Annotated in this window: 10 protein-coding genes and 1 pseudogene; 8 read left to right on the plus strand and 3 right to left on the minus strand. The window is 62.1% G+C overall.

Going from position 1 to position 13,081, the window contains the following annotated elements; translation table 11 throughout:
• The first annotated feature begins 26 nt into the window (after positions 1 to 26).
• Genes bamA through IPK75_15095 form a run of 6 tightly spaced genes read left to right on the plus strand, consistent with a single transcriptional unit; the run spans position 27 to position 7,058 of the window.
• Positions 27 to 2,588, plus strand: coding sequence for an outer membrane protein assembly factor BamA (gene bamA / locus IPK75_15070; GenBank protein ID MBK8199671.1), 2,562 nt, complete (start codon positions 27 to 29; stop codon positions 2,586 to 2,588).
• Positions 2,589 to 2,615: 27 nt separating this feature from the next.
• Positions 2,616 to 3,200, plus strand: coding sequence for an OmpH family outer membrane protein (locus IPK75_15075; protein ID MBK8199672.1), 585 nt, complete (start codon positions 2,616 to 2,618; stop codon positions 3,198 to 3,200).
• 3 nt (positions 3,201 to 3,203) lie between these two features.
• Positions 3,204 to 4,220, plus strand: coding sequence for a UDP-3-O-(3-hydroxymyristoyl)glucosamine N-acyltransferase (lpxD, locus tag IPK75_15080; protein MBK8199673.1), 1,017 nt, complete (start codon positions 3,204 to 3,206; stop codon positions 4,218 to 4,220).
• A 39-nt stretch (positions 4,221 to 4,259) separates the two neighbouring features.
• A complete protein-coding gene (gene lpxA / locus IPK75_15085) occupies positions 4,260 to 5,051 on the plus strand; it encodes an acyl-ACP--UDP-N-acetylglucosamine O-acyltransferase (GenBank protein MBK8199674.1) in 792 nt (263 codons plus the stop codon).
• Positions 5,052 to 5,055: 4 nt separating this feature from the next.
• On the plus strand, positions 5,056 to 5,907 hold the full coding sequence (gene lpxI, locus IPK75_15090; GenBank protein ID MBK8199675.1) for a UDP-2,3-diacylglucosamine diphosphatase LpxI: 852 nt from the start codon (positions 5,056 to 5,058) through the stop codon (positions 5,905 to 5,907).
• Positions 5,907 to 7,058, plus strand: coding sequence for a lipid-A-disaccharide synthase (locus IPK75_15095; GenBank protein MBK8199676.1), 1,152 nt, complete (start codon positions 5,907 to 5,909; stop codon positions 7,056 to 7,058). The genes lpxI and IPK75_15095 overlap by 1 nt, the downstream gene beginning before the upstream one ends.
• On the opposite strand, the gene gltA is transcribed toward IPK75_15095, so the two are convergent.
• Positions 7,055 to 8,359, minus strand: a complete 1,305-nt coding sequence (gene gltA, locus IPK75_15100) for a citrate (Si)-synthase (protein ID MBK8199677.1) — start codon at positions 8,357 to 8,359, stop codon at positions 7,055 to 7,057. The genes IPK75_15095 and gltA overlap by 4 nt on opposite strands.
• Before the next feature lie 37 nt (positions 8,360 to 8,396).
• Positions 8,397 to 9,866: a glutamate--tRNA ligase gene (locus IPK75_15105; protein MBK8199678.1), complete on the minus strand. Its 1,470-nt coding sequence runs from the start codon at positions 9,864 to 9,866 to the stop codon at positions 8,397 to 8,399.
• Between the two features lie 239 nt (positions 9,867 to 10,105).
• Here IPK75_15105 and IPK75_15110 point away from each other — a divergent pair, with 239 nt between their 5' ends.
• Positions 10,106 to 10,597, plus strand: coding sequence for a DUF4131 domain-containing protein (locus IPK75_15110; GenBank protein MBK8199679.1), 492 nt, complete (start codon positions 10,106 to 10,108; stop codon positions 10,595 to 10,597).
• Here IPK75_15110 and IPK75_15115 read toward each other — a convergent pair.
• A pseudogene (locus IPK75_15115) lies at positions 10,582 to 11,535 on the minus strand (IS630 family transposase). The gene IPK75_15110 and the pseudogene IPK75_15115 sit on opposite strands and share 16 nt — an antisense overlap.
• 210 nt (positions 11,536 to 11,745) lie before the next feature.
• On the opposite strand from IPK75_15115, the gene IPK75_15120 reads away from it, so the two are divergent.
• Positions 11,746 to 13,074 carry a ComEC/Rec2 family competence protein gene (locus tag IPK75_15120; protein ID MBK8199680.1) on the plus strand — a complete coding sequence of 443 codons (1,329 nt, stop codon included), beginning with the start codon at positions 11,746 to 11,748 and terminating at the stop codon, positions 13,072 to 13,074.
• Positions 13,075 to 13,081 lie beyond the last annotated feature (7 nt).

Here is a 13,081-nt window from a genome sequence, read left to right on the forward strand (position 1 = left end):
CTTCAGGAATGAAAGAGTTTTTGAGAATGCGTAACTTCCTCGCAGCGACAGTTCTCGCAACCAGTGCATTGGCACTCGGGGCTGGCGGCCAATTGACAACTGCGCATGCGCAGGAAGATGCACGCTACGGCGGCACGATCCGTTCGATCATTGTTGAAGGCAACAAGCGTATCGAAGCGCGCACGGTCCAGTCTTACCTGCTGCTTGAGCCGGGCGACGCTTTTGATCCTGATCGTATCGACCTGTCGCTGAAGACGCTGTTCGCCACCAACCTGTTCGCCGACGTCTCGATCGACCGACGCGAAGACGATCTCGTGGTGCGGGTTGTCGAAAATCCGATCATCAACCGAGTGATCTTCGAGGGTAACCGCGCGCTCAAGGACGACAAGCTTCGCGAAGAAGTGCAAGCCTCGCCGCGCGGGGTGTTCACCGCAGCCCGGGTTCAGGCCGACGTCCAGCGCGTCCTTGAGATGTATCGCCGGTCGGGCCGGTTCGCGGCCAAAGTCGAGCCGCAGTACAAGCCGCTCGAGCAGAACCGCGTTGACCTGATTTTCGAAATCACCGAGGGGCCCGTCACCGGCGTCCGCGCCATCAACTTCATCGGCAACAAGGAATACTCGGACTCGCGGCTGCGCAGTGAAATCGTGACACGCCAGTCGCGCTTCTGGCGCTTCTTCAGTTCGAACGACAACTACGATTCCGGCCGCCTCGAATACGACCGCGAAAAGCTGCGCGAGTTCTACCAGAACAACGGCTATTACGATTTCCGTGTCACCTCGGCTGTCGCCGAACTGACGCCGGACCAGAAGGACTTCTACGTTACCTTCACGGTTGACGAAGGCCGCCAATACGATTTCGGCGTCATCAAGGTCGAGACAGCGCTTGAGAAGCTGGACGCGGCCGTCCTGCAGGCGGTCGTGCCGGTGAAGGAAGGCGAGCTGTTCCGCGGTGACCAGATCGAAGGCACGATTGACGCACTCACCTATGCCGCCGGCGTGGCGGGTTACGCTTTCGTCGACATCCGGCCGCAGATCAGCGTCAACGAAGAAACTGGCCGTATCGACATCACATTCGCGATTGATGAAGGCCCGCGTGTCTATATCGACCGCATCAACATTGTCGGCAACACGCAGACACTCGACCGGGTCATTCGCCGTGAATTGCGCATTGCAGAGGGCGATGCCTTCAACCGCATCCTTCTCGATCGTTCGCGGAACCGCATCCGGGCGCTCGGCTTCTTCAAGGATGTCGAGATTGTTGAATCGCCTGCCGAAGAACCGGACCGCACGGTCGTCGATGTGAAGGTGACGGAGCAGTCGACCGGTGAGCTGTCTTTCGCCGCCGGCTTCTCCTCGGTGGATGCTTATCTGTTCGACCTCAGCGCCTCGCAGCGCAACTTGCGCGGCCGTGGCCAGTCGGTCGTGGCGCGTACGTCCTTGTCGGATCGTCAGCAGATCGTCGACCTGCGCTTCACGGAACCTCGCTTCCTCGACCGCAATCTGTCTGCTGGCGTGGACCTTTTCGCCACGCGCCAGGACTTCGAAGAGTTCACCGGCTTTACCAGTGAGACGATCGGCGGCGGCCTCCGAATGGCCTTCCCGCTAACGGATCGCATGCAGCTTGGCCTCAGCTATCGTCTGCAATCGGATGATGTGAACATTGCCGACCGCAACGTCATCATCGACTCCAACGGCGTCCTCTTGCGCTCCTTTACGCAGACAGCCGGCCAATCCACGCCGGACGATCTGACCGACGACGTTTACCGCGCCCCGGAAGTCGGCGACCTCGCTGCCGGCGAGTTCCTCGTCGACATTTGCGATCCTGCCTACACGCTGCGCGACACAATCTGCCGCTCCGAGCGGAACGATATTTCGAGCATCATCGGCTACAACTTCTTCTGGGATCAGACGAACGATCCGATCACGCCGACGCGCGGCTTTGACTTCCGGTTCAGCCAGGATGTGGCCGGCCTTGGTGGGGATGTGCGCTACCTTCGCACTGAAACGAACGCCACACTGTATCGCGGAATCTGGCGTGATGTCGTCGCCAGCGCACGGTTTGCGGGTGGATACGTCCTTCCGCTCGACGATTCCCAAGGCGTGCGTATCAACAACCGCTTCTTCCGGGGCGGTAACAGCTTCCGCGGGTTTGACGTCGCAGGTCTTGGCCCGCGCGAGATCATCCGGCTGTTCGACCCGAACACGGGTGAAGTCCTCGAAACGCGCAGGCTGAACTCGCTTGGCGGCAACGCCTATTACCAAGGTACGTTCGAACTGACGGTGCCGAACTTCCTGCCCGAAGAGTATGGCATCAAGAGCGCCCTGTTCGTCGACGTCGGTGCGCTTGGCCTTCTTGAAGACGTCGACAAGAGCGATCCGATATTCATTGACAACGCGTCGTCGCTTCTGACGGGCGCCTCCGCCGTGCGGATCACCAAGGACGCCGCTTCGCTTCGTGCATCGGCCGGCCTTAGCGTGTTCTGGGACTCGCCGTTTGGTCCGATCCGCTTCGACTTCTCCCAGATTCTCCGCAAGGAAGAATATGATCGGACGCAGTCGTTCCGCTTCTCGACTTCGACAAATTTCTGATCTCGCAGCCCCAACGAGGAAACTCCAATGACCTATCTCAAATCCGCAATGGCCGCGTTCACGCTGGCACTGGCTTCCCTGTTCGTCGCGGCGCCCGTCGCCCTGGCGCAAGGCACGGTCGTCATCACGATCGATGAAGGCAAGATCCTGGCCGACAGCAAAGCAGGCAAGGACATGTTCACGAAGCTCAAGAACATCGAAAACCAGATCAACGCCGAGCTGAAGCCTTCGCGCGACTCGCTCGAAACGGAGCGCCAGGCGCTGGCCACCAAGGTTCAAGGCAAGACACGCGAAGCGCTGGTTGCCGACACGGCGCTCGTGAAGCAGATCGAGGACTTCCAGAAAAAGGCGAATGAATTCGCCGCGAAGCGCAATACGCTCTCGCAGGAGTACGCCGCCACCGAGCAGAAGTCGTTCATGGACTTCAACACGGCGCTTGAGCCGGTGCTGCTCGAGGTCGTTAAAGAGAAGAACGCGCAGGTCGTCCTGTCGAAGAGCCAGGCTGTGTTCACGACCGACTCGATCGACGCGACGTCCGCCATCGTCGCCAAACTTGACCAGAAAACGCCGTCCATCGCAGTCGTGCGCCAACGCGCGCCCGCTCCGAAGTAAGCCGTGACGGTTGACCCCCGCTTCTATGCGTCATTGGGGGCTTTGACGCTGGAAGCGGCCGCCGGTCTGACCGGCGCCGAACTTGCCGGAGACCCCGCGCTGGAAATCACTGGCGTGGCGGCGGCAGATAGCGCTCGCGATGGTGAAATTGCGTTTCTGGAAGGTGATGGCGCAGGACAGGCGCCGTTCGGTCCCAACCTGAAGCTGGTGATTGTCACTCCCGAAGCGCGCTCGCGCCTTGGCGACGGGGTATCCGGCCTCGTGTCGAAGTCACCGCGCCATGCCCACAACAGGATAGCGCGCGCACTGTTCCAGCCGCGTCATTCCATGCGCCAGGAGGCCATCGCGCTTTCGCCGAGTGCCCGGATCCACTCCAACGCCGCCATTGGCCCTGGCGTCGTCGTTGGCGCCGGCGCCGCGATCGGTGAGGGCACCGTGGTGTGTCCCAATGCCGTGATCGGGCCCGGCGTACAGATTGGCCGTAACTGCCATATCGGCGCCGGCGTCACGGTGCACTGCGCGCTGGTTGGCGATCATGTGACGCTGCTGGCAGGTGCCCGCATCGGCGAAGCAGGCTTTGGCGTGACGCCGACGCCCGAGGGGCTCGAGGACGCGCCGCATTTCGGCCGGGTGATCCTGCAGGATCACGCAACGATCGGGGCGAATACCACCATCGACCGGGGCGTGTTCGCCGACACGATCATCGGCGAGCGCACAAAGATCGACAATCTTTGCCAGATTGCCCACAACGTGGTGATCGGCCGCTCGGTCATCGTGGCGGCATTCGGCGGTATATCCGGCTCGGTCCGGATCGGCGATGGGTCGATGCTCGGCGGCCGCGCAGGGGTCGCGGATCACGTCACGCTCGGCGAAGGTGTCAGCCTCGCGGCCTCAGCCGGCGTTTTCAGGGATATTGAGGCCGGCGAAACCTGGGGCGGCACGCCCGCGAAACCGATCCGCCAATGGATGCGGGAAGTCGCCTGGATCAACAAACAGGCAAACCCCAAGAAGCGCGATTGACCAGTGGCGCGCAGCCGGTTCGGCTGGTAACGAAAAACCATGACCACATCCGTACATGCGACTGCCGTAGTTGAAGAAGGCGCCGTCCTGCACGACGACGTAACGATCGGGCCATTCTGTCATGTTGGCCCGCAGGCTGTTCTCGGCGCCGGCACAAAGCTGATGTCGCACGCCAGCGTCACCGGGCAAACGACGCTTGGGAAGGATTGCATCCTCCATCCGTTCTCGGCGCTGGGTGGCGGGCCCCAGGTCATCGGCTTGCACAACCCGCCAGACTCACGCCTCGAGATCGGCGACGGCTGCGTCTTTCGCGAATATGCAACGGCCCATTCCGGCATTCCGAAATTCGGCGGCATGACGCGTGTAGGTTCCGGCTGCTACATCATGATCGGCGCGCACATCGCGCACGACTGCCATATCGGAAACAACGTCGTGATGGCCAACAACGTGTCTCTGGCCGGCCATATCGAAGTTGGCGACAATGTGTGGTTTGGCGGTTTGTCGGCGGTCCATCAGTTCAGCCGCATCGGTCGCAATGCCTTCGTCGGCGGCGGCGCCATCGTTGTGGAAGACATCATTCCGTTCGGCTCGGTCGTGGGTAATCATGCAAAGCTAGCGGGCCTGAATACGGTTGGCCTCAAGCGGCGCGGGTTCTCGAAGGCGGACCTTCATGAAATCCGCTCGGCCTACAAAGCCGTGTTCGAAGGCGATGATCTGTTCAAGGACCGTCTTGAGCGCGCGGCGCGCGAATTTGCCGGCAAGAAGCTGGCGATGGAATTGATCGACTTCATTCGCGAAGGCGGTGATCGCCCCATCTGCAAGCCGGCGTGATCCGATGTCGAGCCCGCTAGGCCTGATTGCCGGACTGGGTGACTTGCCGGTCGCAATTGCCGAGAATGCAGTTGCGACGGGGCAGGGGGTGCACGTGTTGCGCCTCAAGGGGTTCGAAGAACCGCGCCTGGCCCGGTATCCCGGCAGCGTCGTGGGGCTTGGTGAGGTGGGCGCCGTGCTTAGCCGTCTACGCGAAGCAGGCTGTCGCGACGTCGTCTTTGCCGGAAACGTCCGTAGACCCCACTTCGCCGATCTGAAACTTGATCTGCGCGGCGCGGCATTGCTGCCGAAAGTGCTGAGTGAGGCGCGCAAGGGCGACGATGCCTTGCTGCGCGTGCTGGTCAACGAATTCGAGCGAAACGGATTCAATGTGATCGGCAGCGAACAGGCGCATGCCAGTTTGCTGGCCCCTGCGGGTCTGATTGCGGGCCGCGAGCCTTCGGAAATGGCTTGGGCAGATATGGAGATCGCGGCGCGCGTTGCCTCGGCAAGCGGGGCGCTGGATATCGGGCAGGCCTGCGTTGTGTGCGATGGCCTGGTGCTCGCCGTCGAAGCGCAGGAAGGCACCGACGAAATGCTGCACCGGTGCGCGGGCCTGCCGGACACGATACGCGGAAACGCTGGCGCCCGTCGCGGCGTACTGGTCAAGCGGCCGAAGCCCGTGCAGGAGCGTCGTATCGATTTGCCGACGACCGGAGTCTCGACGGTGGAATTGGCATCCGCTGCGGGCCTGGCTGGCATTGGCATCGAGGCAGGCGGCGCGTTGATGCTCAATCGCACTGCCATGGCCGCCAGAGCCGAAGAACTCGGATTGTTCCTGTACGGATTTCCGGCAAGCCTGGGCAGCGGCGCCTGATGTCGCTCTATCTCGTCGCTGCTGAAGCATCGGGCGACCTGCTCGCGCGTGAAGTTGCGGAATGGGTTCGCCGGAAGATGCCCGGCGTACAGATCGATGGTATCGGCGGAGCGGAACTTGCTGCGATCGGAATTCGGTCGCCAATCGACATTTCGCCGCTATCGGTCCTCGGCTTCGTCGAAGGCATCAAGGCCTACCGAGATGTGGTCCGGCTCGCGGATGCAGCCGCTGACGATATCTGCGAAAAGCAGCCGGCCGTCGTGGTTCTAGTGGATTCGTGGGGGTTCACGTTGCGCGTGGCGCAGCGGATCCGGGCGAGGGCGCCGTCCATTCGTCTCATCAAGTTGATCGGACCGCAAGTCTGGGCGACGAGACAGGGGCGCGCCGCCACACTCGCAGCGACGGTGGACCATCTTCTCTGCATGCATGAGATTGAGGCGCCGTTCTATGAGCCCTTTGGCCTGAAGACCACCGTGATCGGAAACCCGGCGCTGACGCGTGCGGAGAAGGGTAACGGCGAGGCGTTCCGCCAGCGACACGCTATCGACCCGCTGCAATCGGTGTTGCTGGTTCTGCCGGGAAGCAGAAGAAGTGAAATTTCAAGCGTTGCACCGGTCTTGCTTGAGGCCGCCCGGCGCGTGAAGCAGGACCTCCCAGACACGCGCGTCATCGTGCAGCCCGCCGAACCAATCCAGAAAGTTTTTGCCCAGCGTTTCCCGGAAATCGGCACTTGGGCGGAAGTCAGCCTCGACCCCGTCGAACGGTACGACGCCATGGCCGCTGCCACCGTCGCACTGGCGTGCTCCGGCACGGTGACCAGCGAAGTGGCCATGCAAGGCGCACCCATGATCGTGGGTTACAAGACAGGCTGGATCACATGGGCGCTTGCCCGGGGATTGCTTTACAAGAAGACCCACATCACCCTGCTCAACATTCTCAACGGCGACCGGGAAATCGTGCCGGAATTTGTGCAGACGCGGTTCAAGGCGGGTCTGGTAGCGGACAAGGCGATCGAATGGTTGCGCAATCCGTCGAAGCTGGCCACCCAAGCGTCACACCAGTCGGCGGCGCTGGCACAGCTCACGCGCGATGGAAAGTCTGCCGCTGAAATAGCGGCAGACGCCATCGTGTCGGAACTGGCGTCGGCCTAGCGGCCGGACATCGCCACATAGTCACGCTGCGGCGCGCCAGTATAGATCTGGCGCGGACGCCCGATCTTCTGGGTCGGATCTTCGAGCATCTCGTTGAGCTGCGACACCCAGCCGACGGTGCGCGCCACGGCGAACAGCACCGTGAACATCTTGGTCGGGAAGCCCATCGCTTCTAGGATGATGCCGGAATAGAAATCGACGTTCGGATAAAGCTTCTTCTCAACGAAGTATTCGTCCTGCAGCGCGATGCGCTCGAGTTCCATCGCAACTTTCAGCAGCGGATGGTCGCGCAGGTCGAGTGCATCGAGCACTTCGTGGCAGGTCTTCTGCATCACCTTGGCGCGCGGATCGTAGTTCTTGTAGACGCGGTGACCGAAACCCATCAGGCGGATGCCGCTCGACTTGTCCTTTGCCATTTTCACGAAGGCCGGCACGTTATCCAGCGTGCCGATTTCGCGAAGCTGGCGCAGGGCCGCTTCGTTGGCGCCGCCATGGCTCGGTCCCCAAAGGCTGGCAACGCCAGCGGCGATTGCCGCAAACGGGTGAGCGCCGGACGAAGCGACAAGGCGCACGGTCGAGGTCGACGCGTTCTGCTCGTGATCCGCATGCAGCATGAAGAACCGGTCCATCGCGCGTGCGAGGATCGGGTTGATTTCGTACTCCTCGGCGGTCACCGAAAAGCACATGTTCAGGAAGTTCTCGGAGTAGGCGAACTTGTTCTGCGGATCGACGAAACGCTGGCCGAGATTGTATTTCATGCAGCGGGCCGCAATCGTCGGCATCTTCGCAATCAGCCGGATCGAGCTGATACGGCGCTCTTCGGGGTCTTCGTTGCCCATAGCACCCGGATAGAATGCGGCCATGCCGCCCACCGCGCCCGTCAGCATCGCCATTGGGTGGCTGTCTCGGCGGAGCCCTTCGAAGAACTTGTCTTGCTGGGTATGCAGCAGCGTGTGCTGCCGGACTTCCTTCGAGAAGGTTTCATACTGCGTCTTGTCCGGCAGTTCGCCGTTGAGAAGCAGATAGCAGAGTTCAAGATAGTTGGATTTTTCGGCCAACTGCTCGATCGGATAGCCGCGGTGCAACAGGACGCCTTCGTCACCATCGATGAACGTAATCTGGCTTTCACAGCTGCCGGTCGAGGTAAATCCAGGGTCGAGCGTAAAATGGTCCGTTTCAGCGTAGAGCTTGCGCACGTCGATGACGTTCGGGCCGACCGTTCCGGAATAGACCGGCAGTTCAACCTTCTTGCCGTTGACTTCCAGCTTTGCCATGCCGGCATTCTTTACCTTGTTTTCCATCAGCTCTTTCCCTGTTCAATCTCGTCGAAGCGGCGCCTCAGGCGGCGCCGGCCTGTATCTGGTCTTCAATGCGGCCGAGCGCTTCTGCGCGTCCGAGCCACTCCATCACCGGTGCCAAATCAGGAGCGGGAAGCCCGCCCGTCAATGCCGCCCGCAGCGGCGGTCCTATCTGCCCCATCGATAGGCCTGTTGCAGCGCAATATGTCGCGATTGCGTCTGAAATACTAGCTGTGGACCAAGACGCAAGCCCTGTCAGCGCCGGCAGAATTCCCTGCAGCCGCGCTATGCCTTCAGGCGAAAGTGCCTTTCTCGCATTCTTGGCGAGTTCCAACGGCCGGGCAGCGCGAAGAAAGCGAAATGCAGCGGCGAGTTCAACCAGCGTCGCGCCGCGATCCTTGAGGTGGGGGAGGGCTGTGCGCACCCTTTCGGCCGCCTCGGGAGCGAGCGGGCCCTCAGCCGCGAGGAACGGCTGCAGCAACGCGAACAACCGGTCGTCATCAGCTTCACGGATGAAGTGTGCATTGACGGTGCCGAGCTTTTCGAGGTCCAGGCGCGCCGGCGCCTTGTTTATGCCGCCGAGATCGAAGAGGCGGATCGCCTCGTCCTCGGTGAATATCTCCTGGTCGCCATGGCTCCAGCCGAGCCGGAGCAGGTAGGCTTTCATGCCCTCGGGCAGGTAGCCGAGGTCGCGGTAGACAGTCGTCGACAACGCGCCATGGCGCTTTGACAGCTTGGCGCCGTCATTGCCGTGGATCATCGGCAGGTGAGAGAAGTGAGGCACCTCCCAACCCATCGCTTCGTAGATCGGGATCTGCCGAAAAGTGTTCCTCAGATGGTCGTCCCCGCGAATGACGTGGGTGACACCCATGTCGTGATCATCGACAACTACGGCGAGCATGTACGTGGGTGTGTTGTCCGCCCGCAGCAGAACGAGATCATCAATCTCGGAGGCCTGCACCCTGACGGTTCCCTGCACGCCATCGTCCACGATCTTTTCGCCGCCATCTGGCGCACGCAGCCGCACGGTGAACGCCGCGCCCGGTGACGGCGGGTCGCCGCCGTCGCGCCAAGGCGACCTGAACGGCGCGAGCAAAGCGCCGGCTTCAGCGAGGAGGGCCTGCCGGTCGGTGTCGGAAATACCTTCCTCCCGGGCCGCCAGACGTTTCTCTTCGCCGAGGTCTCTGCGGGCCTGGAGCTCTTCGGCAGTGACGTAGCAACGGAACGCTGTGCCGCGCGCAACCATTTCGTGGGCAACCGCGGCATGTCTGTCCGCGCCCTCTGATTGCATGACGGGCGACTCATCCGGCGTGAGGCCAAGCCAGTTCATGGCGTCCAGAATGGCGTTCGTGGCCTCCGCAGTGGAACGCTCGCGGTCAGTGTCTTCGATTCGAAGCAGGAACTTCCCACCGTGCCTTTTCGCGAAAAGGTAGTTGAAAAGCGCGGTGCGAGCCCCTCCAATGTGTAGCATCCCCGTAGGGGATGGGGCAAATCGCGTAACGACGCGCATGGTCAGGGATATCTCCGCAAAGTCGGTGGAACGGCTACCGACGGGGTGCAGAAACACGAGGATTTACCTGAGTGCAAGGGGGTGGGGCATCCGGAAAGAGCTTCTTCGGAGGCGCCTCGGCACTGGTCGGAATCGACGGGCGGCCGCTCCTGTTTTCCTTCGCACTGTGCGGCGGCGCGGCGGCCTATTTTTCCCTGTCTTTTGAACCCTCTCAAGCGTTTTTGTGGGGATTGGCCGCCATGACCCTGGTGGTTTGGCTGGCGGCACGCCGTTGGTGCACTTCAGATGTTGCGATCGCGTGCGCCGTCGTTTGCCTGGGGCTTTCCGCAGGGACACTCGCGGCCAGTCTGCGCGCAAGTCGGGTCGAGGCGCCAGTAGTCGAGGAACAGTCGCGCCCGGCCATGCTCGAAGGATGGGTGCAGGACATCGAACCCGGCCGCAAGGGTGTGCGCTTGTTGATCCGCGTCCACTCGGTTGCGGGCATGGCAACCGACGACTGGCCGCGATACGTGCGGCTGACACATACCAGCCGGCTGGAAGTGGCACCGGGCCGGTTCGTCCGCTGCTGGGCCATGCTCCGGCCGCCGCCGGGCCCATCCATGCCGGGCGAGTATGACTTCCGCAGGCAAGCCTGGTTCGCGGAGTTAGGCGCGGTGGGTTACGTGCAGGGGCGCTGCCGAGGGGGCGCCTTGGGGGCGCCTAGAGCATCGCGCTTTCATTTGGACGCATAGCCCGCGGCTTTGAAGAAGTTCCAGCATTCGGCTGGTGTGAAGAGCTTGCAGATATCACCGATGGCGTCATTGAGGTCCTCAAAGGTTCGGGCGGCGGCGGCGCGGAGATGGGCTTTCAGCTTTGAGAAAGCCATCTCGATCGGGTTGAGGTCGGGAGAGTATTTCGGCAGGTAGAGGAACCACGCGCCACGTTCAGCGAGGGCGTCTTCGGCGCGCTGGCTGTAGTGGACGCTGAGATTGTCGAGGATGACGACATCGCCGGGTGAGAGTGTCGGGGCGAGCTGGGTCTCGATGTAAACTTCGAACGCAGACCGGTTCATGGCGCCTTCGACGACCCAGGGCGCCGTGAGTTCACCACAGCGCAGGCCTGCAATGAACGTCTGTGTACCCCATTTCCCGAATGGCGCCGTTGCTTTCAGACGCTTCCCGCACAGAGACCGTCCGCGAAGACGGCACATGTTAGTCTTCACGGATGTTTCGTCGATGAAGACCAGACGACCGGGTTCGGCCTGCATCGCGGGCTGACGGTAGTGCTTCCAGTCCGCCCGGGCGGCTTTCACATCAGCGCGTTCTTGCTCCGCTGCCAGAAGCGCTTTTTTTATATGTGAACCCGGCCTGGCAGAGCACCCGGGAGAGCGATGCCGGTGCCGCCGTCACCCCGTGCTCCGACGCCAGCCGGCGCGCCAATTCCGGCATCGTCCGTCCGGCTGCGCCTCAACCTCGCCAATCAAGAAATCCAGATATGGCGCCAGCTTGGCGTGCCGCCGGCCACCCACAGGGCGAGGCGTGACGCTCCCCGTCTCCTGCCACAACTTCAGCAGCTTCACCGCAAAGCTGGGGCTTACCCCAAACTGACGTGCCGCGGCCTGCCGTGAGTTGCCCCGCTCAACAAACGCCACCACTCGGCGACGAAGATCCTTCGAATATGCCTCAGCCATGAGCCACCTCCTGAAAGAAGTGAATCACAACCCGCTCAAACTGGGAATCTTTGATTCTGCGTGACCGCGCGACGCTCTAGCGATCTGCTCGGGCAGGCTACCTTGTGGCTCGGCGCTGCCCGCAGAAATCTTGGACTCCACGTGCACGAAGCGGCGGGCGAGCGCGCAGGTGGTTTTGCGGCTGCGCTCGTCTCCGGCGACCGTAGCTTCATGTCGACAGAAGACTCCGAAGCGCTGCGGGATGCCGGCCTGTTCCATATCGTTTCGATTTCCGGCCTGCACCTCTCGATCGTGGGCGGGATCGTGTTCCTGCTGATCAAGCGATGCCTTGTGTTCATAGAGCCTCTCGCGCTGCGTGTGCCCGTCCAGAAACCTGCGGCCATCGTGGCTACGCTTGCGTGTCTCGCCTACATGACTATTTCGGGCGCGGCGGTGGAAACGCAGCGCTCATTTGTCATGATCGCCGTCGTGTTTGGCGCAGTGATTTTCGACCGCGCAGCAATCAGCCTGCGGACCTTTGCGATTGCCATGATGGTCGTTGTGCTGCTCCAGCCAGAAAGCGTCGTAACACCGGGTTTCCAGATGTCGTTTGCGGCTACCGGCGCGCTGGTTGCGGCATTCGAGATGTGGCGCGACCGACGGGCGGGACGCGACCAGATTTTGGGCCCAATCGGCTTTGGCGCTGCGTCGGTGGCCGTTACATCTCTCGTCGCGGGGCTGGCGACCATGCCTTTCGCGGTTTTCCATTTCGACCGCGCGGCGCCCATCGGCTTCGCTGCGAATCTTGTGGCCACGCCCATCGTCAGCTTTCTCTCGGCGCCCACGGCGATCGCGGCGTTCGTGCTTGCCCCTTTTGGCCAAGCCGACCTGGGTCTACGCCTGTTCGGATACAGCCTCGAGTTATTACTTTGGGTTTCTCATTTCTTCGCGCAGTTTGCCGCCGAGACGGCCACGCCGAACCGCGCGATGCCAACGAGCGCGCTGATTGCTGCGACGCTTTCGCTGGCCGGATTCATGGCGGTGCGCGGGAGGCTCCGCTTGGTCGCGGTCGTCGCGCTTGCCGGCGTCTCGCTGGCCCTATGGGGAACGGCGCCAAGGCGGATCGCCCATTGGTCAATTTCGGGCGACTTCTTCTACGCGCCTGACGCTTCGACGATCTTGAAACTCAACCTTGCTCACGGTGATGGCCTGTCGCCGCTCCGCTTTTCTGAAGCTTCCGGCTTCAATTGCAATAAAACCAGCTGTGAGCTTTCCGCCGTCGCGGGCACAAGCATCCAGATTACTCCGGGTGAGACACCGGATGTGTGCGTCTACGCGCGCGCCCTTGAACCGCCCGATGCGGCCCATTGCGCTGACGGAACTGGCAATCCGAGCTTACACTTACGCTGGCCCGAGGTTGTCGCCGCGGGTGGCCGCACGGTTTATCTGGAGGGTGATAGACTGTTCACTATCGACGCGCCCGCCTGCGGGACAAGGCCATGGTATCCGTGCGCGAAGAACTCGATCCATGGCCCGTCGCGACCTGCCGCGCCGGACTGAACAGGCG

Source organism: Acidobacteriota bacterium (assembly GCA_016712445.1).
Taxonomy (GTDB): Bacteria; Pseudomonadota; Alphaproteobacteria; order Caulobacterales; family Hyphomonadaceae; genus Hyphomonas.

What these genes read in the sequence shown, in the direction of transcription:
- bamA (MBK8199671.1), top strand. Translation starts at nt 27, where the DNA reads ATGCGTAACTTCCTCGCAGCGACAGTTCTCGCAACCAGTGCATTGGCA.
- IPK75_15075 (MBK8199672.1), top strand. Translation starts at nt 2,616, where the DNA reads ATGACCTATCTCAAATCCGCAATGGCCGCGTTCACGCTGGCACTGGCT.
- lpxA (MBK8199674.1), top strand. Translation starts at nt 4,260, where the DNA reads ATGACCACATCCGTACATGCGACTGCCGTAGTTGAAGAAGGCGCCGTC.
- lpxI (MBK8199675.1), top strand. Translation starts at nt 5,056, where the DNA reads ATGTCGAGCCCGCTAGGCCTGATTGCCGGACTGGGTGACTTGCCGGTC.
- IPK75_15095 (MBK8199676.1), top strand. Translation starts at nt 5,907, where the DNA reads ATGTCGCTCTATCTCGTCGCTGCTGAAGCATCGGGCGACCTGCTCGCG.
- gltA (MBK8199677.1), bottom strand. Translation starts at nt 8,359, where the DNA reads ATGGAAAACAAGGTAAAGAATGCCGGCATGGCAAAGCTGGAAGTCAAC.
- IPK75_15105 (MBK8199678.1), bottom strand. Translation starts at nt 9,866, where the DNA reads ATGCGCGTCGTTACGCGATTTGCCCCATCCCCTACGGGGATGCTACAC.
- IPK75_15110 (MBK8199679.1), top strand. Translation starts at nt 10,106, where the DNA reads ATGACCCTGGTGGTTTGGCTGGCGGCACGCCGTTGGTGCACTTCAGAT.
- IPK75_15120 (MBK8199680.1), top strand. Translation starts at nt 11,746, where the DNA reads ATGTCGACAGAAGACTCCGAAGCGCTGCGGGATGCCGGCCTGTTCCAT.